Origin of the sequence: Arthrobacter sp. NPDC056886 (assembly GCF_042788715.1) — a bacterium.
Classification (GTDB): Bacteria; Actinomycetota; Actinomycetes; order Actinomycetales; family Micrococcaceae; genus Arthrobacter.
In genome coordinates, this window is sequence record NZ_JBHUBT010000001.1 from 94,005 (window position 1) to 113,766 (window position 19,762).

Consider the following 19,762-nt stretch of genomic DNA (forward strand, 5'->3'; position numbering starts at 1 on the left):
ATAACCGGACCGCAGTCCGTTTAGCATGGGTGAAGGCCCCCAAAGCCCTACGATCCACCAGCCGCCGGAACCATCCTGCGGCGTGATGCACAGGAGTACACATGTCCAAGCAGACCATCCTCGCCCTCGTCGGCAGCCTCCGCGCCGGCTCCACCAACCTGCAGCTGGCCGAGGCCATCGCTCTCAACGCCCCGGAGCAGGTGGACGTTGTCATTCACGAGAGCCTGGGCAACATCCCGTTCTACAACGAGGACATCGACGTCGAAGGCCAGGTGCCCGCTGCCGCCGCCGCCCTGCGCGCCGCCGCCAGCGACGCCGACACCATCCTGCTGGTTACGCCGGAACACAACGGCACAGTCCCGGCATCGCTGAAGAACGCCATCGACTGGCTGTCCCGCCCGTTCGGCGCCGGCGCCCTGTCCGGCAAGCCCACCGCGGTTGTCGGAACCGCCTTTGGCCAGTTCGGCGGCGTTTGGGCCCAGGATGAGGCCCGCAAGGCCGTCGGCATTGCCGGCGCCCAGGTCCTCGAGAACGTCAAGCTGGCAGTCCCCGGCTCGATGGTTCGCTTCGCCGAGGTCCACCCCAAGGATGACGCCGAAGTTGTCGAGCAGATCAAGGGTGTGTTCGACGCCCTGGCCGAAGCCCCCGCCGCGGCAGCGGCCTAGGCCCTCCGCCACTCACGGACTCCGCTCCACAACACCCCAAGGCCCCCGGCAGGATGCAGCTGCCGGGGGCCTCCGGGATTTCCGGACCACCCGGGGGCGCCGCGGACGGAGGCTTGACGATTTGATGGCAAGCAAATGCTAGAAAACAATCGTTTCCTCCCGCGCAACATGGGTAGTATCCTAGGGTCTGTGACCCACGAAACACTTGATGCCGCCGCAGCAGTACTTCCGGCCGAGGCCATTGACGCAATCGAACGTGCGGCTACGTCCGCCCACCGCCACGAGATCCTGTTCTCGGAGCGCGCAGCAAATATCAAACAATCGGCAGTCCGGGACGTCTTCGACATCTCGATGCGCCCCGGCCTCGTTTCCCTCGCCGGCGGAAGCCCGTACCTGCAGTCCCTGCCGCTGGAACGCCTTGGCCAGACCGCCGAGAAGATCATCGCCGAGCAGGGAATGATCGCCCTGCAGTACGGCAGCGGCCAGGGCACTGAGGAACTCCGCTCCCAGATCTGCGAGGTCATGGCAGCGGAGGGGATCCTCGACGCCGACCCGGCGAACATCGTGATTACGGCCGGTTCGCAGTCCGCCCAGGATGTCGCCGCCAAAGTCTTCTGCAATCCCGGAGATGTGGTGCTCGTGGAGGATCCTACGTATGTGGGCGCCCTCAACACGTTCGAGGCCTACCAGGTGGGAGTCGAGGCCGTGCCGATGGACGGCGACGGCATCGTCCCGGACCTGCTGGAGGCGAAAATCGCCGCCCTCCAAACCGCCGGCAGAAACGTCAAGTTCCTCTACACCATCCCAAGCTTCAACAACCCGTCCGGCATCACCCTGTCCGCAGAACGCCGGCAGGCGGTGGTAGATATATGCCGAAACGCGAATATCTTGGTGCTGGAGGACAACCCCTACGGCCTCCTCCGCTTCGACGGCAAGCCGCTGACCCCTTTGCGGGCTGCCAACCCGGACGACGTCATCTACATGGGGTCCTTTTCCAAGATCTTCGCCCCGGGCCTCCGGATCGGCTGGGCCCTCGTCCCGGCCCACCTGCAGCGCCGGTATTACCTGGCATCAGAGGCCGTCACCCTGTGCCCGCCCACCCTGAACCAGATGCTGGTGTCGGCCTATCTGCGCGAATACGACTGGCGCGGCCAGATCGAGACGTACCGCGGGCTGTACAAGGAACGCTGCGACGCAATGCTTGCCGCCCTGGCCGAATACATGCCGGACGGGCTGAGCTGGACCCAACCCGACGGCGGTTTCTTCGTCTGGGTCACGCTGCCCGAAGGCGTGGACACCTACCCGCTGCTGAAGAAGGCCATCGACGCCGGCGTCGTCTTCATCCCGGGAGCGGCGTTCACGCCGTCGGACGACACCTCGAACAAGATCCGGCTGGCGTTCAGCGCGGTGCCGCCCGAGTCGATCCGTGAGGGCGTGCGGCGGCTCGCGCCGGTGCTGCGCGAAGCGTTGGCCGCACTGTAGTTTGAAGAACTGTAGCGTGAACACCGGCAGGTTTCGCTGGGCCTGTCGGGCAGCACTAGTTCCTGAACAGCACTAGTCCCTGAACAGCAGGGCCCAGCGAACAGGCACACTAACCAGCATTAGTCGTTCAAAGAGGAGCAGTCCATGACCGGAATTATCGTTGTCGGCGTCGACGGCAGTGAAACTGCCCTGCGGGCCGCGCAGACCGCGCGTGACCTCGCAGTTTCCATGGGGGCGACACTTCATGTGGTCAGCGCCTTTGACAGCGACAGGACCCAGGTCTTCGGCAGCGGCAGTGACGAGTGGATCGTCTCCGACGCCGGCAACGCGGAGAAGGTGGCGCGGACCGTGGCGGACGGCCTGCGCCGCCCGGACACCAACGTCACCCATGCCGCAGCCCGGGGCAAGCCCGCCGAGGCCCTGATCCGGGAAGCCGAACGGACCGGTGCCCGGATGATCGTGGTCGGGAACCGCCGCATGAGCGGGATCGGCCGGGTCCTGGGGAGCGTTGCGAACAGTGTGGCCCACAACGCCCCCTGCGACGTCTACATCGCCAAGACCGACGCCGACTAAGGCATTACTGCTTCTCGGACACCGCGGCCGGCTCTGGGGCCGGCACTGCGGCGGGCTCTGCGGGCTTGAGCATCCGGCGCAGGATTTTTCCTGAGGCCGACTTCGGCACGGCCTCGATGAACTCCACCCGGCGGATCTTCTTGAACGGCGCCACCTTGGCTGCCACGAAGTCCATGACACCCGCGACGTCGAGGGCATCGCCGTCCGCGCCGGGCTGGCGGACCACGAACGCCTTGGGCACTTCCTGGCCGTCGGCGTCGCGGGTCCCGATCACCGCCGAGTCGGCGATGCCGGGGTGCGTGAGGAGCAGCGCCTCCAGCTCCGCCGGGGCGATCTGGTAGCCGTTGTACTTGATCAGTTCCTTGAGCCGGTCCACGATCGTCACCACCCCGTCTGCCCGCACCGTGGCGATGTCTCCGGTGTGCAGGAAGCCGTCCGCGTCCAGGGTGTCCGCGGTTTCCTGCGGCCGGTTGAGATAGCCCAGCATCACGTTCGGCCCGCGGCACAACAGATGCCCCGGGGCGCTGGTTCCTTCCGCGGGAACCGGGATGTCCTCCCCCGTAGCCGGGTCCACGAGCCGGCACTGCATGTTTGGCACGGTGTGGCCCACAGAGCTGACGGGGACGTCGCGGCTGTCGCGCGGGATCAGGTGCGACACCGGGCTCATCTCGGTCATGCCGTAGCCCTGCAGGACCCGGCAGCCGAGCCGCTCGGCCAGGCGGGTGCCGAGCTCACCGTCCAGCGGCGCCGCGCCGGAGAGGGTGGTGTGCACCGAGCCGAGGTCGTACTCGGCAACCAGCGGGTGCTTGGACAGCGCCACGGCCACGGGAGGTGCGATGAACAGGTAGCTGCATCGGTGCTCCTGGATGATCCGCAGGAACTCGGGCAGATCGAACCTGGGCATCGTGACCAGCCTGGCGCGCTGGCGCAGGGCGAGGTTCAGCAGCACGGTCAGCCCGTAGATGTGGAAAAACGGGAGCAGCGCTAGGAGCCGGTCCTCGGGACCGACGCCGAGCAGCCCCCTGGCCTGTTCCACGTTGGCGATCAGATTTCGGTGGCTGAGCATGACACCCTTCGGCCTGCCCGTGGTGCCGGACGAATAGGGCAGCACGGCCACATGCGTGGCCGGATCGAATGAGACCCGGGGAGCCGGGGCGCCCATGGCGAGCAAGTCACCCAGCGAGGGGTGGCCGTCGGCGCCGTCGAGCACCACGAGCCGCGAGGCCGGGATCCCGGTCCGTTCAGCGGCCTCCCGGGCTGCCGGCAGCAGCGCCGAAACGGTAAAAAGCCAGCCGGCGCCGGCGTCGGTGAGCTGGAGGGCGATCTCGTCCGCCGTGTACAGCGAGTTGATGGTGGTGACCGTGGCGCCGGCCCGGAGCAGGCCGTGGAAGACTGCCGCAAAGGCCGGGACGTTGGGGCACAGGATGCCTGCCACGCCGTCGACGCCGAGGCCCTGGGCGGCCACGGCGCCGGCGAGGGCATCGATCTGCCCACGCAGCGCCCGGTACGTCGTTTCTGCACCGCTGGTGCCGTCGACGACGGCGACCCGGTCCAGCTCCTCCTCTGCCAGAGTGCCGAAGAGGTAGTCGTAAATGCTGAGATTGGGAACTTCGACGTCGGGGTAGGGGCTTGAAAACACGCAACATCTCCTTTGATCCGCGTCCGCCCGGGCTGTCGGCGGCTGGTGTCACTCTAATGCCGGGGTGCACCGCCGGGACAGGACGGCGCGGACTTGACTGTGTATCGAACTTGATCAGGATCACCCCCTCCCGTGGGCAGCCTCACCGCCCATTGGGCCGCCCGGAACAGACCGGGCCGATAAAATGGGAAGTGCCCTGCGATGGTGCGGACATCCAAGAACCCACCTACCCAAAGGGACCCATGATCACTCTTCAGCGCCGCCAGCTGGTTGGCCACGACATTCTCCTGGCCCGGCACGGCAACCACATCAGTGCCATGCGCGTGGACCGCGGCGCCGGCCGCGTTGTCGCGTTCCTGGACGACGGTTCAACCGACAGCGCCCCCAACCTGATTGCCCCGGGCCTGCGCATGCCCGACACCCTGCGCAGCGTGTTCCGTGAGGACTGGAAGTTCCTCACTGCGATCAGCGCGTGCGGCGCGGGGCTCGGGGGCCTGATGTTTGCCGCCTCGGCCGCCGTCGCAGGCATGAGCGGCGATCCCGCGATGGTTCAGATGCTGACCGCGTACTCGGGATACTGAGACACCCGGGCCATTCGGCCCGATACCGACGGAACCCCGCCGCTGAATGCTTCAGCGGCGGGGTTCCGTCGTTTTCACCTTGGCCGCGGCCCGGGTCCTACGCTCCGTCCCAGTTGCCGGCCGCGGGACGTCGCGGCGGCCGGGGAACCCGCGGTATTCCGCGGGTGCAGGGCTGTGGGAGCCGAAGCAACTGGGGAGGAACGTTGCGGGCTGCGGTCCTCGGGCCGCGTCAGTCCAGCAGCAGTGCCGGCTCCTCCAGGATGGCGGCGACGTCGGCCATGAAACGGGCCGACAGGTCACCGTCCACCACCCGGTGGTCGAAGGAGCCGCCGAGGGTGGTGATCCACCGCGGAATGACTTCGCCGTCGAGGACCCAGGGCTTCTGCTTGATGGTGCCGAAGGCCACGATCGCGACCTCGCCCGGGTTGATGATCGGCGTGCCGGTGTCGATCCCGAGGGCGCCGATGTTGGTCACGGTGAGCGTGCCGCCCCGCATCTGGGCGGGCTGGGTCTTGCCGGCCCGCGCCGTGGTGGCGAGCTCGTTGAGGGCCAGGGCCAACTGCTTGAGCGAAAGGTCCTGGGCGTTCTTGATGTTCGGCACCATCAGTCCGCGGGGCGTGGCGGCCGCGATGCCCAGGTTCATGAAGTGCTTGACGTGGATCTCCGCGGAATCGCTGCCGTCCGGATTGTCCACCCAAGTGGCGTTGACACTCGGGTTCCGCGCCGCGGCCCAAATGACCGCCTTGGCCAGGATGAGCAGCGGGGAGACCTTGATGCCTTCGAAGTCGCGGGAGGCCTTCAGGCGCTTGACGAATTCCATGGTGCGGCTGGCGTCGACGTCGACAAAGATGCTGACGTGCGGCGCCGAGAACGCCGACTCGACCATGGCTTTCGCGGTGGCCTTGCGGACGCCCTTGACGGGGATCCGCTCGATCCGCTGGTCCTGCGGGCGGCCGGACTTGCCCCAGAACGAGTCCGCCTTGTCCACCTCGGCATCACGCTGGGCCTGATAGCTCACCAGGTCCTCACGGGTCACCTCACCGCGGGCGCCGGTGGGGACGACGTCGGCCAGGTTGATCCCGAGGTCCCGGGCGATCTTGCGGACCGGCGGCTTGGCGAGCACCTTGCCGACCAGGCCGCTGATGGCACCGCCCAGCGTGGGGCGCAGGTCCACGGCGTCGGCCGGGCCGGCGGCCTCCGCAGCCGGATTGCCGACGGCGGCCGGGCTGATCCAGATGTCGTGGGCCTCCACAGCAGCCGGCTCTATTACCGGAGTGCCGTTGCCGGCGGCCGAAGTGGCCGCCGGGGCGGATATCCGCCGCCGGCGCTTGACGGCGTCGGCCTTGGGACCGGAGCCCACAAGCGGCCCGCCAGCCGGGCGCCCGGCTGCTTCGCCGGCCTCGGACGTGTCAGCCGGCAGCGTGCCGTACATGGGCGCCGCGGGAGCGGCCGCGGCGGCAGGTGCCGGGGCAGCAGGGGCGGCCGGCACCGGCGCGGCCGGCACCTCGGCGGCGACGGCGTCGCTCACGCTGATGATCGGCGTGCCGACGTCCACCGTGACTCCCTCGGAAACCAGCAGTTCCGTGACGGTCCCCGCGAAGGGCGACGGCAGTTCCACCAGGGACTTGGCCGTCTCGATCTCGCACAGGACGTCATTGATGGCCACGGTATCGCCGGGCTTGACCTTCCAGGCGACGATTTCGGCCTCGGTAAGCCCTTCGCCGACGTCGGGAAGGTTGAACTTGTTGAGCGTCATGGGTCCTCGTCAGTACGCCAGGGCGCGGTCCAGCGCCTCAAGGATGCGGTCGATGTCCGGCAGGTAGTCTTCTTCGACCTTGGCCACGGGATAGGGCATGTGGAATCCTCCGACGCGGATGACGGGAGCCTCCAGCGAGTGGAACGCCCGTTCGCTGATCCGGGCGGCAATTTCGCCGCCAATGCCGCCGAACGTGGGGGCCTCGTGGGCCACGATCAGCCGGCCGGTCTTCTGGACCGATGCCGTGACGGTGTCGAAGTCGATCGGCGAGATGGAGCGGAGGTCGATTACCTCGACGCTGTGGCCGTCCTCGGCGGCGGCCTCCGCCGCTGCCAGGGCCACGGGCACCAGCGGCCCGTAGACCACCACGGTGGCGTCGGTTCCCTCGCGCAGCACATGGGCCTTGAAGGGGTCCGCGGACGCGCCGGGGGTCTCGGTGTCGACCTCGCCCTTGAGCCAGTAGCGGCGTTTGGGTTCGAAGACGATGACGGGATCCTGGCAGTCGACGGCCTGCTGGATCATCCAGTAGGCGTCGTGCGGGTTGGACGGCGTGATGATGCGCAGGCCGGCCGTGTGGGCGAACAGCGCCTCCGGCGATTCGGAGTGGTGCTCGATCGAGCCGATGCCGCCGCCGTACGGGATCCGGATGACGACAGGAACGGTCAGGTTGCCGTTGCTGCGCGAGTGCATCTTGGCCAGCTGGGTGGTGATCTGGTTGAACCCGGGGAACACGAAGCCGTCGAACTGGATCTCGCAGACAGGCTGGTAACCGCGCAGGGAGAGGCCGATCGCGGTGCCGATAATGCCGGATTCGGCCAGCGGGGTATCCACGACGCGGTCGGCGCCAAACTCGGCGATCAGACCGTCGGTGACCCGGTAGACGCCGCCGAGGGCCCCGATGTCCTCGCCCATCAGCAGCGAGCGGGGGTTGTTCTTCAACGTGGCCCGCAGGCCCTCGTTGATGGCTTTCGCAATGGTCATGGTGGTCATTTACTCGGCCGCCTTGTCTGTCTGCTCCGCCTGTGCCGGATCTGATTTTGCCTGTCCGGTTTCGGCATCGGCGAACCCTGCGCTGTATTCCTCGAACCAGGCCAGTTCCTCGGCCACCAGCGGATGGGCCTCCACATAGGTATTGGCGAAGGCAGTCCGGATGTCCGGGGTTTCGAGGTCGTAAGTGGTCTTGCGGACATAGGCTGCGAGCTCGTCGCCGTCGGCCTTGACCTGGTTGAAGAAGGCGTCGTCCGCGAGGCCCTCGGCGCGGAGATACTTCTCCAGCCGTTCCAGCGGGTCCTTCGCCCGCCACAGGCTTTCCTCGGCGGACTCGCGGTACTTGGTGGGGTCATCGGCCGTGGTGTGCGCCCCGACCCGGTAGGTGAACGCCTCAATCAGGACCGGACCGTGGCCTTCGCGGGCCTGCTCCAGCGCCCACTCCGTGACGGCGTGGACGGCGATCACGTCATTGCCGTCCACCCGGATGCCGGGGAAGCCGTAGCCCTTGGCGCGGTTGGCGAGCGGGATGCGGGTCTGCACAGAGCTCGGCACCGAGATCGCCCAGTGGTTGTTCTGGCAGAAAAACACGACCGGCGCCTGGTAGGAGGAGGCGAACACCATGGATTCATGGACGTCCCCTTCGGAGCTGGCGCCGTCGCCGAAATACACCATGACGGCAGCATTCGGCTCCCCGGCCTGTCCCGCTTCACCGCCGGCCACGGCGTTGGCGGCCGCCAGCTTCTGGTCCCGCTGGATGCCCATGGCGTAACCGACGGCGTGCGGGGTCTGGGCGGCCAGGACCAGCGTGTAGAGGTGGAAGTTCGTGTCCTTCGGGTTCCAGCCGCCGTTGGAGACACCGCGGAACTGACGCAGGAGCTCGGCCAGGTCCACGTTCCGCGTCAGGGCCACGCCGTGCTCGCGGTAGGTCGGGAAAATGTAGTCCTGCGGCTGGCTGGCCCGGCCCGAGCCGATCTGGGCAGCCTCCTGTCCCGTCAGCGGAACCCACAGGGCCAGCTGGCCCTGCCGCTGCAGGGCGGTGGCTTCCACGTCGAAGCGACGGATCTTGGCCATGTCCGCGTAGAACCCGCGCAGCGTGGCCGGATCCAGCTTCTCGGCGTACTTTGAGAAAACCGGGTCCGAGCCCAGAGTGCCGTCAGGGGCCAGCAACTGCACCATCGATTCGGCCGGGGCGCCCAGTTGGGCCTCCGCCTCCGCCTCGAGCTGGTCATCCATCTCGGTTCCGTCGAACTCGGTAGAGGGCAGATGTATGGCGCCCATACCGTCTCCTTGCTTGCCGCATCCGAATGCGCCGCAATCGCTGGGATATATGCCGGAGTTGGAATGCATTCCGCATTCGGCATATATTTTGGCTTACTGTTCCTTACTTTATCCGCACGGGGCGGACTGAACGTGCCGTGTTAAGCGCTAGGAACGCTGTGGCGGTTTTGTATAGATCGCACAGAGCTCCAGGAACCGGGTGTTGGCTTCCGCTTCGCCGACGCTGACCCGGACGCCCTCGTTGCCGAAGGCGCGCACGGACAGTGCCCGCTCGGCAGCCAGGGCGGCGAATTCCGCGCTGTTTGCGCCCAGATTGAGCCAGACAAAGTTGCCCTGGGCCTCCGGAACGAACCAGCCCAGATCCCTGAGTCCGGCCGTGACCCGGTCCCGTTCGTCCACCAGGCTTTGTACCCTTTCTACAACGTCAGCGAAGTGCTCGATCGACGTGACTGCAGCCGTTTCCGCGATTTGGGACACCGCGAAGGGCGTGGCGGCTACCCGCAGGTGCTGCGTCAGGTCGGGCCGGGAGACGCTGTAACCCACGCGGAGTCCGGCGAGGCCATGCGCCTTCGAGAACGTCCGGAGGACGACGACGTTAGGGTACTTCCGGTACATGGCGATGCCGTCCACAGCGTCGCCGGCCCGGACGAATTCCTGGTAGGCCTCGTCGATGACCACCACGACGTCGGCCGGAACGGCGTTGATGAAGCGTTCCGTTTCCTCCGTGGTCAGGATGGGCCCGGTCGGGTTGTTGGGCGTGCACAGCAGGATCATCCGGGTCCGGGCGGTCACTGCGGCGGCCATGGCGTCCAGGTCATGCCGCCCCTCGGCCGTCAGCGGGATCCGGACGCTCTCGGCCCCCGCCAGCCCCACACAGATCGGGTAGGCCTCGAACGAGCGCCAGGCGTAGATGACTTCGTCGGCCTTGCCGTCGTCGTTCTGGCCGGCGAAGGTGGCCAGCAGCTGGTTGAGGGCGCCCAGGCTGCCGGCGCCCGTGACGATGTCCTCGGCGGGAACATCCAGGAAGCGGGCCAGCGATTCGCGCAGCTTGCTGCTGAGCGGATCGGGGTAGCGGTTGAAATCGGTCTGCGCCGCGATGGCCTGCTGCACTGCAGGGATCGGGGGCAACGGGTTTTCGTTGGAGGACAGTTTGTAGCTGACCAGGCCTTCCACGGGGGCGGGCGGTTTGCCGGCCGCGTAGCGGGGGAGGAGGTCTACCACCGGACGGGGCCTGATGCCCCCGGCCGGGTTCTCTGATGAAGTCATGCCAACTAGCCTACTTCGGGTCGCTGGTGCTGTTGGGGGATGGCCGCTGCCGCAAAGGGGAAGATGGTCCCTGCCGCCGTCGCTGGGCTTATGACAGCATGGGGCCATGCGCTCATTCATCGTACGAGTCATCATCAACGGGCTGGCTCTGGCAATCGCCTGCTGGATCCTCACCGGGCTGGATATTTCCACCCAGAGCGACGGCACCATCAGCCTCATCCTGGGCTACCTGTTCATCGGCCTGATTTTTGGCTTGGTCAATGCCTTCGTCAAGCCGATCGTCAGCATCCTGTCGCTGCCAATCACCATCCTGACCCTGGGCCTGTTCACGGTGGTCATCAACGCGGCAATGCTTTACCTGACGTCCTGGATCAGCAGCTACACCACCGTGCACTTCACCATCGACTCGTTCTTCTGGACCGCCGTGTTCGCCGCCATCATCATCAGCGCGGTGTCCCTCGTGGCCAGCTTCCTTCCCGCCCTCGACCGCTAGAAGCTCCCGGGCCGTGCGGCGGTCCCGGACCCACGGGCCCCGGAGCCGCGGATGTTCCCCGCGGTGCCCGCGTTCCTGGTGATGCCGGCCGGGCCTCGCGCCGCAGCGAGAACCGGCTCACCGTCGCCGCCCCGCCGGTTCCCACCACTGCGGCCAGCGCAGCCGTGGAGTCCTGCAGCGTGTTGTCCCGGCTTGCCGAGACGAGCGCGGCACCGTCCGCGTAATTCTCCAGCCGGTGCCCGGGACCCAGCCCGAAGTCCTGCAGCGGCGGCATTGCCAGCGGGTTGGTGAGGGTCACGGTCACGCGGTCCCTGGTGTCCGGGTTGGCCAGTCCGTCCGCTCCCGGCACCCAGTCCTGTTCGTGCTCCAGGTGCAGGCTGCGGATCCCCGGCCCCGGGCTGATACCGCCAACGGGCGAGCCCGCCGTCAGCACGAATTTGAGATCGTACTCGGCCAGGACCGCCCGGTCTTTGCTGAGGTTCATGGCGTGGATCCCGCCCTGGCTGTAGCCGACAGCCACGAGCCGATCGCCGGCCTCGGCTCCGGCCTGCTCCAAAGCCTGCCGGATGGCGGCTGAGGTCCATGCCGAGTCGTGGCCCAGGGCCTCGGCGATTCCGGCGGGGTCAAAGGGGTTGGTGCCTTCCGGCAGGCCGCCCTGCTGGGTTCCGGGGATGATGACCACCCACGCGGGCCGGGTGGCGCCGTCGACCTCGATGACCTCGATCCGGCCACCCTGCTCCCCCACCGCTCCGGCGCGCCGCAACAGCCCGGCCGGCGAGAGGTCGACGTCCGCCGAATACGTCTCGCGGCCCACGATGCTGACGGGCCGGGGCTTGAGGAACGTGAGCCCCGGCGCGTCCGAGGCGTCCCGGACCAGGCGGCGGACGTCTGTGGGCCCGCTCAGGGCTCCGGCGACGGCGGCCAGGGGCCCGGGCAGGCCGAGCAGCACGGCGAGGTTCCGGGGCGCCATGGCGGTCCAGTCTTCAACGATGCCGCGCACCGCCGGCAGGGCGAAGGGCGCCGGCGCTGCGCCGAATTCGGAGCCGTGAAACCCCATTCGCAGCAGCAGGGCATTGCGGGCTTCGGCGTATTCGTACTCGCGGTGGCTGGCGCGGACGTCGTCGCCGATGCGCTGGAGTTGTGACCGGACGCGGCCGACGTTCCGGCCGGCCTCCCCCACGGCGATGATGGCATTGCTGCCGCTGGTGTAGGAGTCGGACTGATAGGGGAAAAGCGCGCGCCGGACGGCGTCGGCCTCCACTTCCACCGACTGCAGCTGCCGGACCAGCCCGTCCAGTGCCGCAGCACCTGCCAGCAGTTCCTCAAACTGGAAGCTCACCCCGCCGATTCCGCCCCGGATCCGCAGGCTGCCGTCAGCCGGCGGCGCCGAAACCCCGGGGGTGCCGCCGGAACCTGCCGGGGTCACCTCGGCCATCAGGGGCCCATCCGGTCCGGAGGCTGCGCCACGTTCCGGGCGTGCCGGAGCACCACGGCAACAGCATCGAGGAGGGAGTCCCGGCTTCGGCGCAGCGCCGCCGCGTGCAGGGACAGGGCCAGCCGGTAGGCGCGGCCGGCCGGCGACTGCCACGTCTGCAGCTCAAGGCTGGCGAGGGCGGCGAGCACCGCGTCCGCCTCATCGGCGCACCTCGCAACGCGCGCCGCGAGCTGCTGGACTTCATGACCGCGTGACGCGCACTGGAGGGCATCGGCGGCCGTCACGCCAAAAACGGCCACGCTGCCTGCCGGCCCGTGTGACATCCACCTGCCATCTGACATCCAACTGCCGGGCGTCATCCCGCTACTCATGGACCGACGCTATCGGCCTGCCAGAACCGGCTGAAGAGCGCCGACCGGCTATGTGGACAACGCCCCGGACAGCCATCCCGGACCGGCCGGCAAAGTCACACGGCACTGTCATAAGAAAAGGTGCGCTTAAGGCCCGGCGGCACTTCGTGAAAGAATCGGCACATGCCTGAAACTGCCGCCACAGCTGATACCCGCACGCCGTCCGGACGCCTGGCCCTCGCCGCGTCCGACCACCAGATCGCGCTCGGCCCGCTGGATGGCCGCTACCAGTCCGCCGTCGCGCCGCTGGTGGACTACCTTTCCGAAGCCGCCCTGAACCGCGACCGCGTGGCCGTGGAAGTCGAGTGGCTGATCCACCTGACCGGCAACAGCGTCCTGCCCGGGGCTGGCCCGCTCACGGCGGAACAGCAGCAGCAGCTGCGCGCGATCGTTACGGAGTTCGACGCCGGTTCGGTCACCGAACTGGCCGAGATCGAAGCGGTGACGGTGCACGACGTCAAGGCCGTCGAGTACTACATCGGCCGCCGCCTGGCCGGCATCGGGATCGATCACCTGACCGCCCTCGTGCACTTCGGCTGCACCTCCGAAGACATCAACAACCTCTCCTACGCCCTGGGCGTCAAGGGCGCAGTCGAGGACGTGTGGCTGCCCGCGGCCCGCGCCCTCGTCGCGCAGATCAGCGCCATGGCCGAGGACAACCGCGCCGTGCCGATGCTTTCCCGCACCCACGGCCAGCCCGCCACGCCCACCACACTGGGCAAGGAACTGGCCGTCATAGCGCACCGGCTTGGCCGCCAGCTGGACCGGATTGCCCGGACCGAATACCTCGGCAAAATCAACGGCGCCACCGGCACCTACGCCGCCCACGTTGCCTCCGTCCCGGGCGCCGACTGGGAGCACGTCGCCAAGGGCTTCGTCGAAGGCCTCGGCCTGACCTGGAACCCGCTGACCACCCAGATCGAAAGCCACGACTGGCAGGCCGAACTCTATGCCGACGTCGCGCGTTTCAACCGCATCCTGCACAACGTCTGCACCGACATCTGGAGCTACATTTCGATCGGCTACTTCGTGCAGATCCCGGTGGCAGGCGCCACCGGCTCCTCGACCATGCCGCACAAGGTGAACCCGATCCGATTCGAAAACGCCGAGGCCAACCTCGAGATCTCCTCGGGCCTGCTGGACGTGCTGGGCTCCACCCTGGTCACCTCCCGCTGGCAGCGCGACCTCACCGATTCCTCCTCGCAGCGCAACATCGGCGTGGCGTTCGGCCACTCGCTGCTCGCCATCTCCAACGTCGCCAAGGGCCTGGACCGGCTCAAGGTGGCCGAGGACGCCCTGGCCGCTGATCTGGACACCAACTGGGAAGTCCTCGGCGAGGCGATCCAGATGGTCATGCGCGCCGAGGCCATCGCCGGCGTCGAAGGCATGGAGAACCCGTACGAGCGGCTCAAGGACCTGACCCGCGGACAGCGCGTGGACGCTGCCAGGATGCAGGAATTCGTCCAGGGACTCGGCCTGTCCCCCGACGCCGAAGCCCGGTTGCTGGCCCTGACTCCGGGCAAGTACACGGGCATCGCGGACCAGCTGGTGGACCACCTCAAATGAGGCTCCTGCTCATCCGCCACGGCCAGACGCCCGGGAACGTCCTCGGCCAGCTGGACACCGCGCACCCGGGGCCCGGCCTGACCGAACTCGGGGAGCGGCAGGCTGAGGCCTTGTCCCGCGCCCTTGCGAACGAGCGGATCCATGCCCTCTACGCTTCCACCCTGGTCCGGACGCAGATCACGGCCGCGCCCCTCGCCCGGGTGCACGGGCTGGAAACCGAGGTGCTGCAGGGCATTCACGAGATCGAAGCCGGGGCGCTGGAGAAGCTGACGGACCACGAATCGCACAAGCGGTACCTGGGCACCATTTTTTCCTGGGCGGACGGCGACCTGGACCGCCGGATGCCGGCCGGTCCCAGCGGGCGGGACTTCTTCGACCGCTACGATGCCGCGATGGCCACAGTAGCGGCACGGGGCGACGGAGCGGGGGGCTCAGGATCCGTGGCCGTGGTCAGCCACGGTGCAGCCATCCGGGTGTGGGCTGGCCTGCGGGCGGGCAACATCGACCCGGACTTTGCCATCAAACATGTGCTGGACAACACCGGAATCGTGGCGCTGGACGGCGATCCCGACGGCGGCTGGGAGCTCATCCACTGGGACGACAGCCCCGTGGGCGGCCTGGCCCTGGCGGACCCGACGGCGGAGGACCCCACCGGCCGTCCGGCGTAGCGCAACGCTTACCGGCAGGAAACACGGCCGAAACCGCTGGCGCCTAGCCTTGGATTGCATAACACTTCGGCGAATCGAGGCAGTGATGCAGACCAACCCGCGGCTCAACATCCGTCAGGTCACTTGGGCAAACCCCGTCGGTGCGGACCTGAGGGCCGCCCAGCAGGCGGAACTCGAGGCGCGCTTCGGCCGGCCCGACCACGAACCCGGGCCGCCGCCGTCGGAAGCGGACACGGCGGTGTTCCTGGTGGCGCACGACAAAGCCTCGGGCCAGCCGGTGGGCTGCGGCGGCCTTCGCATGCTGGACGCCCAGACCGCCGAAATCAAGCGACTCTATGTGCTGCCCTACACCCGCGGCTCCGGGGTGGCGAGCTCCATCCTCGCGGCGCTCGAAGCCCACGCCCACGCGCTGGGGGTCACCACCCTGACGGCAGAGGCCGGCTCGGTGCAGACCGACGGACGGCAGTTCTACGAGAACTCGGGCTTTGTGTCCGTGCCGAACTTTGGGCCGTATGTCGGCGTGGTGCACTCGTACTGCTACGCGAAGCCGATCGATTCACACAGCGCCGCGCACACCGCCATGGCCTAGGGGGCCGCGCGACCGGAGCAGGGGGAACGCTGCGTCACACAACGCCGCCTGCCACCGACTCGGCTAACCTCGCACTATGGAATCGGCCGACATCACTTTCCGCACCCGCAAATGGGTCCGTCCCGAGGACCTCAACGCCAACGGCACCTTGTTCGGCGGGAGCCTGCTGAAGTGGATCGACGAGGAGGCGGCCATTTACGCCATCCTGCAGCTGGGCAACGGCCGGGCCGTCACCAAGTACATCTCGGAAATCAACTTCGTCAGCTCCGCAGTTCAGGGCGACCTGATCGAAATGGGCCTGACCGCGACGCGCTTCGGCCGGACGTCACTGACCATGCGCGCCGAGGTCCGGAACATGATCACGCGCCGGAGCATCCTCACCATTGATGAGATTGTCTTCGTGAACCTCAGCGCGTCCGGGAAGCCCGAGCCGCACGGCTACACCGAGATCACCTATGACCGGGACCGGATTCCGACGCACCACCTGACCGAGACCCTTGACCAGGACTAGGCCCAGGACTAGGAACCGGACCAAGACCGCCCGCTCTAGGCGGAGCCCGGGCCGGAGCGGCAGCGGCGTCCGATGATGCCGAGCAGCGCGTCCCTTGCAGGCTGGCCACGTTCGGCCAGGGCCAGGCGCATCACGGCCGACGACGCCGCCCGCAGCGCCTGCGTGCGCAGGTGGCGCGCCCGGTTATAGGCCGCCAGTGCCTCGTCCACGGACCGGGTGTTGAGGAACTCCGCAAGCGTCACGGCATCGACTAGCGCTTCACAGGCCCCTCGGCCAAGATTCGGGGTCATCGCGTGGGCGGCATCGCCGACGAGGGTCACCCTGCGGCGGACGTAGCTGCCAAGCGGCGGCGTCGTCCAGACCCGCTGCACCAGGGATGTCTGCGGTGCTGCCGCGGCCAGGACCTCGAGGATCGCCGGGGGGTAGCCTGCGTAGCGGGCACGTGTTTCCGCCAGGACGGCGGCCACATCCAGGCTCCCTGGTCCTGCGCCGGAGCGGAACGCCGCGTACCAGTTGGTCCCGTCCGCGGCGGGACCAACTCCGAAGAGTTGCCCCCGGCCCCAGTATTCGCCCGTGTGCCCGCGCCACAGCCGTCCGGGAACCACGCCACGGACCGCGAGATACGGTGTGGGCCGCGCCCCGGAGCGGGCGCCCCAGCAGCTGCGGCGGACCGAGCTGTGGACGCCGTCGGCGCCCACCACAAGGCCAGCGGGACCCGGCCGGACGACGTCGATGCGGCCGGACGCCCGGCCCACGCTGACCGGGACGGCGGCGTCGAGCAGCCGGATGAGGTCAATGCGGGAAACGCCGATCAGCCCACTCGCCTGTGCCGCTGTCCAGGGCTTGCCGGAAGCCGCGCGGACACTCATGCCCTCGATCACCGGGCTCGCCTCCCTGACCGCGTCCAGGATTCCCAGGCGGCCAAGGGCCCGCTGGGCCGCGGGCCACACGGCAAGTGATGTTCCGACGGCCGGGAGTCCGGCGCGTTGCTCGTTGACGGTGACGTCGAACCGTGCGGGGTCGAGGCGGGCCGCCAGGGCCAGTCCGGCGATGCCGCCGCCGATGATGGAAACCGTCTGCCGGCCGGGGACAGGCGGCGCCGGTTCGGTCACGCCCAGAAATCGTCCGCCTTGGCCGTGTCCTCGAAGAACTCCCGCCCTTCCACGATCTTTCCGTCGCGGACCACAAACGTGATGACGGTGGCCAGGTCAATTGTCTTGCCGTTGCCCTGGGCCTGGGTCTGCTGAATGCCCACGGTGTACTTTTCACCGCCGACGACGTCCTGGAGGTTGGCTTGGAAGGAACCCTGGGATCGGGCGCCGAGCTCGCCGAAGTAGCTCATGATTGCGTCCCGGCCCTGTTTGGTCCCGGACAGCACGCCGCTTCCGGCCGCGTACCAGACTGCGTCCTCCGCGAACAGGTCGCTGAGGGTCGCCATATCCCCTGCGTTGAAGGCCGTGTACCCACGCCGGACCAGTTCAACATTCTCTGCGGTTCCCATGATCGGACACCTCTCCGTCATCCTTGTCGGTCGTGCTTGTCGGGTCATGCTGGGACGGTTCAAGGGTAGTCCTGGCCCCGGTACCTGTCGACGGAAAATGCGGCCCCTGCCGGAGCCCTACCGAGCGCCGGGCCAGCCGGTGTACGCCTCCGCCAGATAGGCGCGGCCGTGGCGGGAGGACACCACGGAATGAAGCTCGCCGAGTTGGCGCGCGCGGGAGAAGTCGTCGGCGTCGGCGGGGGTGTGCAGCATGGAGGTCATCCAGTAGGAGAACTGCTGGGCCTTCCACACCCGGTCCAGGGCGCGGCCGCCGTAGGCGTCAAGGAGGGCGGTGGAGCCGGTGGCGTAGAAGCTGTCGAATCCCTCAAATAGGACCTTGACGTCGTTCAGCGCCAGGTTCAGGCCCTTGGCCCCGGTGGGCGGCACGGTGTGCGCGGCGTCTCCGGCGAGGAACAGGTTGCCGTGCCGCATGGGGGCGTGGACAAAGCTGCGGAATTTCAGGACGGTCTTGTCGATCACCGGCCCTTCCTTGACTTCGAAGCCGTTGCCGTTGACGCGGCTGCGGAAGGCGTCCCAGATGCGGTCCTCATCCCAGTTGTTGACGTCCTCGTTGGGGTCGCACTGGAAGTACATCCGCTGGACCGTCTCAGTGCGCTGGCTGATCAGGGCGAAGCCGTTCTCCGAGTTGGCGTAGATCAGCTCATCGGCGCTGCGCGGCGCCTCGGCCAGGATGCCGAACCAGGCGAAGGGGTATTCGTGGAAGTACCACTTGCGCTGCGCCTCGGGAATCTGGAGGCGGCAGTGGCTGCGCGAACCGTCCGCGCCAGCGATGAAGTCGGCCTGGAGTTCGTACTCGGCGCCGTCCGCATCCGTAAACCAGACTTTGGGCTTGGCTTCGAGGTCATGGATGGTGGTGTCCGAGACGCCGTACCGGACGTCGCCGCCGTCGGCCGCCCGCCGTGCGGAGAGGTCCAGGAACACGTCCGTCTGCGGGTAGAGCCACACCGATTCCCCGACGAGGTCCTGGAAGTCGATCCGGTGGCTTTCGCCGTTGAAGCGCAGTTCGATCCCGTCATGGCGGTCACCGTCGCGCAGCACGCGGTCCGAGACACCGCTGTCGACGAGCATGTTGACCGAGCCGTGCTCCAGGATGCCGGCGCGGACCGTCTCGGAAATCTCCTGGTGGCTGCGCAGCTCGAGGACGGTGGATTCGATGCCGGCCTTGGCCAGCAAATGGGACAGCATGAGCCCGGCCGGGCCGGCACCCATGATGGCTACCTGCGTGTTGATGACTTTTCGCTGTGCCATGTGCGTCTCGCTTCGTCGCGGGGTCCGGGGATCAGGGCCCGGGCCGTTTTCGTCTTCCGGCTAACAGTGTGCCCCCGGAGGCGTGATGCACGTTACATTGATTCCGCTGAATGGAATACTGGGGTCTGGCGGGACTCACCAAGCCGCCGCCCGATCCCGCGGGCCGCGGTCTGGAGGGCGGGAACGAGCGCCTGCAGGCGCACTTCGCGAAGGGGAACGACGACGCCGAGTGCCGCCACGGCGCGCTTTTTGCGGTCCAGCACGGGCACGGCGATCCCCCACGTGTCCGGATCTACGACGCCGGCGAGCTGCGCATAGCCCTGGTGGACAGCCTCGCCAAGGAGGGCGAGGATGTCCTCGGGGACCAGCCGTCCGGTCGGATCGCTGAATCCTTCAAGGTACTCAACCTGAACGGCGCGGGGCTGGTTGGCCATGAGCACCAGCCCGGCCGAGGACACATGCACGGGCATCCGGCCGGCCACCTGCGCGCGGTTGGCGACCGAGCCACGGCGGGACAGCCGCTCCACAAAGAGCGCTTCCCGGCCGTCCAGCACGGCGAGGTTCACGTTCTGGTGGAGCACCTGCTGAATGTCCTCCATGAACGGCAGGGCGGCCTGGCGGAGTTCGAGCGTGGGGGAGCTGCGGTTGGCGAGCTCCCAGAGCCGCAGGCCCAGGCTGACGGAGCCGCCGGGGCCGACCTCAAGCAGGCCGTGCCCGGCCAGCTGCCGGACTAGCCTGTGCGCTGTGGTCAGCGGGAGCTCTGCCCGCGCGGCCAGCTCCGAGAGCGGCAGGGCGGTGACACCCTCCGGGAAGGCGGCAATCAGCCGCAGGATCCGGTCCACCACCGAATCGCCGGAGTTCGAATTGGCCACGCCCCTCCTTCCATTGAATGGGCTTTAGTGTCCCATGCAACACCCTCGAGTGATAGAACTCTCATCATAGGAAGGGTCCGGCCATCATCGGCCGGGCACCCTGAATCACGTAAATTCTAGCGCTGAGGTAACAATGTCAATGTCGTCATTGGACAGGTCGTCGTCGGGGAAAAAATCAC

Annotated in this window: 20 protein-coding genes; 9 read left to right on the top strand and 11 right to left on the bottom strand. The window is 67.9% G+C overall.

Annotated elements, in window-relative coordinates:
- Window positions 1-101 precede the first annotated feature (101 nt).
- The 3 genes from ACFRJ8_RS00455 (at window position 102) to ACFRJ8_RS00465 (ending at window position 2,720) form a co-directional block, all read left to right on the top strand.
- Window positions 102-665 (top strand): NAD(P)H-dependent oxidoreductase, encoded by a 564-nt coding sequence (locus ACFRJ8_RS00455; RefSeq protein ID WP_377984200.1) that lies wholly within the window; start codon window positions 102-104, stop codon window positions 663-665.
- A 189-nt stretch (window positions 666-854) separates the two neighbouring features.
- Entirely contained in the window at window positions 855-2,147 is a 1,293-nt protein-coding gene (locus ACFRJ8_RS00460) for a PLP-dependent aminotransferase family protein (RefSeq protein ID WP_377984201.1), read from the top strand.
- A gap of 144 nt (window positions 2,148-2,291) precedes the next feature.
- On the top strand, window positions 2,292-2,720 hold the full coding sequence (locus ACFRJ8_RS00465) for a universal stress protein (RefSeq protein ID WP_377984202.1): 429 nt from the start codon (window positions 2,292-2,294) through the stop codon (window positions 2,718-2,720).
- Between the two features lie 4 nt (window positions 2,721-2,724).
- Here ACFRJ8_RS00465 and ACFRJ8_RS00470 read toward each other — a convergent pair whose 3' ends face one another.
- Window positions 2,725-4,359 (bottom strand): AMP-binding protein, encoded by a 1,635-nt coding sequence (locus ACFRJ8_RS00470; protein WP_377984203.1) that lies wholly within the window; start codon window positions 4,357-4,359, stop codon window positions 2,725-2,727.
- 242 nt (window positions 4,360-4,601) lie between these two features.
- Between ACFRJ8_RS00470 and ACFRJ8_RS00475 the strand changes: the two genes are divergently transcribed.
- The gene (locus ACFRJ8_RS00475) at window positions 4,602-4,940 is read left to right on the top strand and encodes a hypothetical protein (RefSeq protein ID WP_377984204.1); all 339 of its coding nucleotides are present in this window, start codon (window positions 4,602-4,604) and stop codon (window positions 4,938-4,940) included.
- A gap of 229 nt (window positions 4,941-5,169) precedes the next feature.
- Here the strand turns inward: ACFRJ8_RS00475 and ACFRJ8_RS00480 are convergent, their stop codons facing one another.
- The 4 genes from ACFRJ8_RS00480 to ACFRJ8_RS00495 form a co-directional block, all read right to left on the bottom strand.
- Entirely contained in the window at window positions 5,170-6,696 is a 1,527-nt protein-coding gene (locus ACFRJ8_RS00480) for a dihydrolipoamide acetyltransferase family protein (protein WP_377984205.1), read from the bottom strand.
- A gap of 9 nt (window positions 6,697-6,705) precedes the next feature.
- Entirely contained in the window at window positions 6,706-7,686 is a 981-nt protein-coding gene (locus ACFRJ8_RS00485; RefSeq protein ID WP_377984206.1) for an alpha-ketoacid dehydrogenase subunit beta, read from the bottom strand.
- Entirely contained in the window at window positions 7,687-8,964 is a 1,278-nt protein-coding gene (locus tag ACFRJ8_RS00490) for a thiamine pyrophosphate-dependent dehydrogenase E1 component subunit alpha (RefSeq protein WP_377984207.1), read from the bottom strand.
- Between the two features lie 147 nt (window positions 8,965-9,111).
- Complete coding sequence (locus tag ACFRJ8_RS00495) at window positions 9,112-10,230, bottom strand: histidinol-phosphate transaminase (protein WP_377984208.1); 1,119 nt, start codon at window positions 10,228-10,230, stop codon at window positions 9,112-9,114.
- Between the two features lie 106 nt (window positions 10,231-10,336).
- Between ACFRJ8_RS00495 and ACFRJ8_RS00500 the strand changes: the two genes are divergently transcribed.
- Complete coding sequence (locus tag ACFRJ8_RS00500) at window positions 10,337-10,723, top strand: phage holin family protein (RefSeq protein WP_377984209.1); 387 nt, start codon at window positions 10,337-10,339, stop codon at window positions 10,721-10,723.
- On the opposite strand, the gene ACFRJ8_RS00505 is transcribed toward ACFRJ8_RS00500, so the two are convergent.
- Entirely contained in the window at window positions 10,674-12,158 is a 1,485-nt protein-coding gene (locus tag ACFRJ8_RS00505; protein ID WP_377984210.1) for a hypothetical protein, read from the bottom strand. The genes ACFRJ8_RS00500 and ACFRJ8_RS00505 overlap by 50 nt on opposite strands.
- The gene (locus tag ACFRJ8_RS00510; RefSeq protein WP_377984211.1) at window positions 12,158-12,481 is read right to left on the bottom strand and encodes a hypothetical protein; all 324 of its coding nucleotides are present in this window, start codon (window positions 12,479-12,481) and stop codon (window positions 12,158-12,160) included. Before ACFRJ8_RS00510 ends, ACFRJ8_RS00505 begins: the two co-directional genes overlap by 1 nt.
- Before the next feature lie 210 nt (window positions 12,482-12,691).
- Here ACFRJ8_RS00510 and purB point away from each other — a divergent pair, with 210 nt between their 5' ends.
- The 4 genes from purB to ACFRJ8_RS00530 all read left to right on the top strand — a co-directional run bounded on the left by purB (window position 12,692) and on the right by ACFRJ8_RS00530 (window position 15,902).
- Complete coding sequence (gene purB, locus ACFRJ8_RS00515) at window positions 12,692-14,134, top strand: adenylosuccinate lyase (RefSeq protein ID WP_377984212.1); 1,443 nt, start codon at window positions 12,692-12,694, stop codon at window positions 14,132-14,134.
- Window positions 14,131-14,802, top strand: a complete 672-nt coding sequence (locus ACFRJ8_RS00520) for a histidine phosphatase family protein (protein ID WP_377984213.1) — start codon at window positions 14,131-14,133, stop codon at window positions 14,800-14,802. The genes purB and ACFRJ8_RS00520 overlap by 4 nt, the downstream gene beginning before the upstream one ends.
- Window positions 14,803-14,887: 85 nt before the next feature.
- A complete protein-coding gene (locus ACFRJ8_RS00525; protein WP_377984214.1) occupies window positions 14,888-15,391 on the top strand; it encodes a GNAT family N-acetyltransferase in 504 nt (167 codons plus the stop codon).
- 76 nt (window positions 15,392-15,467) lie between these two features.
- Complete coding sequence (locus ACFRJ8_RS00530; RefSeq protein ID WP_377984215.1) at window positions 15,468-15,902, top strand: acyl-CoA thioesterase; 435 nt, start codon at window positions 15,468-15,470, stop codon at window positions 15,900-15,902.
- Between the two features lie 35 nt (window positions 15,903-15,937).
- On the opposite strand, the gene ACFRJ8_RS00535 is transcribed toward ACFRJ8_RS00530, so the two are convergent.
- From ACFRJ8_RS00535 to ACFRJ8_RS00550, 4 genes are all read right to left on the bottom strand, one after another.
- Window positions 15,938-17,014, bottom strand: a complete 1,077-nt coding sequence (locus ACFRJ8_RS00535; RefSeq protein WP_377984216.1) for an FAD-dependent monooxygenase — start codon at window positions 17,012-17,014, stop codon at window positions 15,938-15,940.
- Window positions 17,011-17,403 carry a nuclear transport factor 2 family protein gene (locus tag ACFRJ8_RS00540; RefSeq protein WP_377984217.1) on the bottom strand — a complete coding sequence of 131 codons (393 nt, stop codon included), beginning with the start codon at window positions 17,401-17,403 and terminating at the stop codon, window positions 17,011-17,013. The genes ACFRJ8_RS00535 and ACFRJ8_RS00540 overlap by 4 nt, the downstream gene beginning before the upstream one ends.
- A 117-nt stretch (window positions 17,404-17,520) precedes the next feature.
- Window positions 17,521-18,711, bottom strand: coding sequence for a 4-hydroxybenzoate 3-monooxygenase (locus ACFRJ8_RS00545; RefSeq protein ID WP_377984218.1), 1,191 nt, complete (start codon window positions 18,709-18,711; stop codon window positions 17,521-17,523).
- Between the two features lie 92 nt (window positions 18,712-18,803).
- A complete protein-coding gene (locus ACFRJ8_RS00550; protein WP_377984219.1) occupies window positions 18,804-19,583 on the bottom strand; it encodes an IclR family transcriptional regulator in 780 nt (259 codons plus the stop codon).
- Between the last annotated feature and the right edge of the window lie 179 nt (window positions 19,584-19,762).

What these genes read in the sequence shown, in the direction of transcription:
- ACFRJ8_RS00475 (WP_377984204.1), top strand. Translation starts at nt 4,602, where the DNA reads ATGATCACTCTTCAGCGCCGCCAGCTGGTTGGCCACGACATTCTCCTG.
- ACFRJ8_RS00520 (WP_377984213.1), top strand. Translation starts at nt 14,131, where the DNA reads ATGAGGCTCCTGCTCATCCGCCACGGCCAGACGCCCGGGAACGTCCTC.
- ACFRJ8_RS00495 (WP_377984208.1), bottom strand. Translation starts at nt 10,230, where the DNA reads ATGACTTCATCAGAGAACCCGGCCGGGGGCATCAGGCCCCGTCCGGTG.
- ACFRJ8_RS00490 (WP_377984207.1), bottom strand. Translation starts at nt 8,964, where the DNA reads ATGGGCGCCATACATCTGCCCTCTACCGAGTTCGACGGAACCGAGATG.
- ACFRJ8_RS00505 (WP_377984210.1), bottom strand. Translation starts at nt 12,158, where the DNA reads ATGGCCGAGGTGACCCCGGCAGGTTCCGGCGGCACCCCCGGGGTTTCG.
- ACFRJ8_RS00540 (WP_377984217.1), bottom strand. Translation starts at nt 17,403, where the DNA reads ATGGGAACCGCAGAGAATGTTGAACTGGTCCGGCGTGGGTACACGGCC.
- ACFRJ8_RS00510 (WP_377984211.1), bottom strand. Translation starts at nt 12,481, where the DNA reads ATGTCACACGGGCCGGCAGGCAGCGTGGCCGTTTTTGGCGTGACGGCC.
- ACFRJ8_RS00545 (WP_377984218.1), bottom strand. Translation starts at nt 18,711, where the DNA reads ATGGCACAGCGAAAAGTCATCAACACGCAGGTAGCCATCATGGGTGCC.
- ACFRJ8_RS00530 (WP_377984215.1), top strand. Translation starts at nt 15,468, where the DNA reads ATGGAATCGGCCGACATCACTTTCCGCACCCGCAAATGGGTCCGTCCC.
- ACFRJ8_RS00500 (WP_377984209.1), top strand. Translation starts at nt 10,337, where the DNA reads ATGCGCTCATTCATCGTACGAGTCATCATCAACGGGCTGGCTCTGGCA.
- ACFRJ8_RS00455 (WP_377984200.1), top strand. Translation starts at nt 102, where the DNA reads ATGTCCAAGCAGACCATCCTCGCCCTCGTCGGCAGCCTCCGCGCCGGC.
- ACFRJ8_RS00465 (WP_377984202.1), top strand. Translation starts at nt 2,292, where the DNA reads ATGACCGGAATTATCGTTGTCGGCGTCGACGGCAGTGAAACTGCCCTG.
- ACFRJ8_RS00480 (WP_377984205.1), bottom strand. Translation starts at nt 6,696, where the DNA reads ATGACGCTCAACAAGTTCAACCTTCCCGACGTCGGCGAAGGGCTTACC.
- purB (WP_377984212.1), top strand. Translation starts at nt 12,692, where the DNA reads ATGCCTGAAACTGCCGCCACAGCTGATACCCGCACGCCGTCCGGACGC.
- ACFRJ8_RS00485 (WP_377984206.1), bottom strand. Translation starts at nt 7,686, where the DNA reads ATGACCACCATGACCATTGCGAAAGCCATCAACGAGGGCCTGCGGGCC.
- ACFRJ8_RS00525 (WP_377984214.1), top strand. Translation starts at nt 14,888, where the DNA reads ATGCAGACCAACCCGCGGCTCAACATCCGTCAGGTCACTTGGGCAAAC.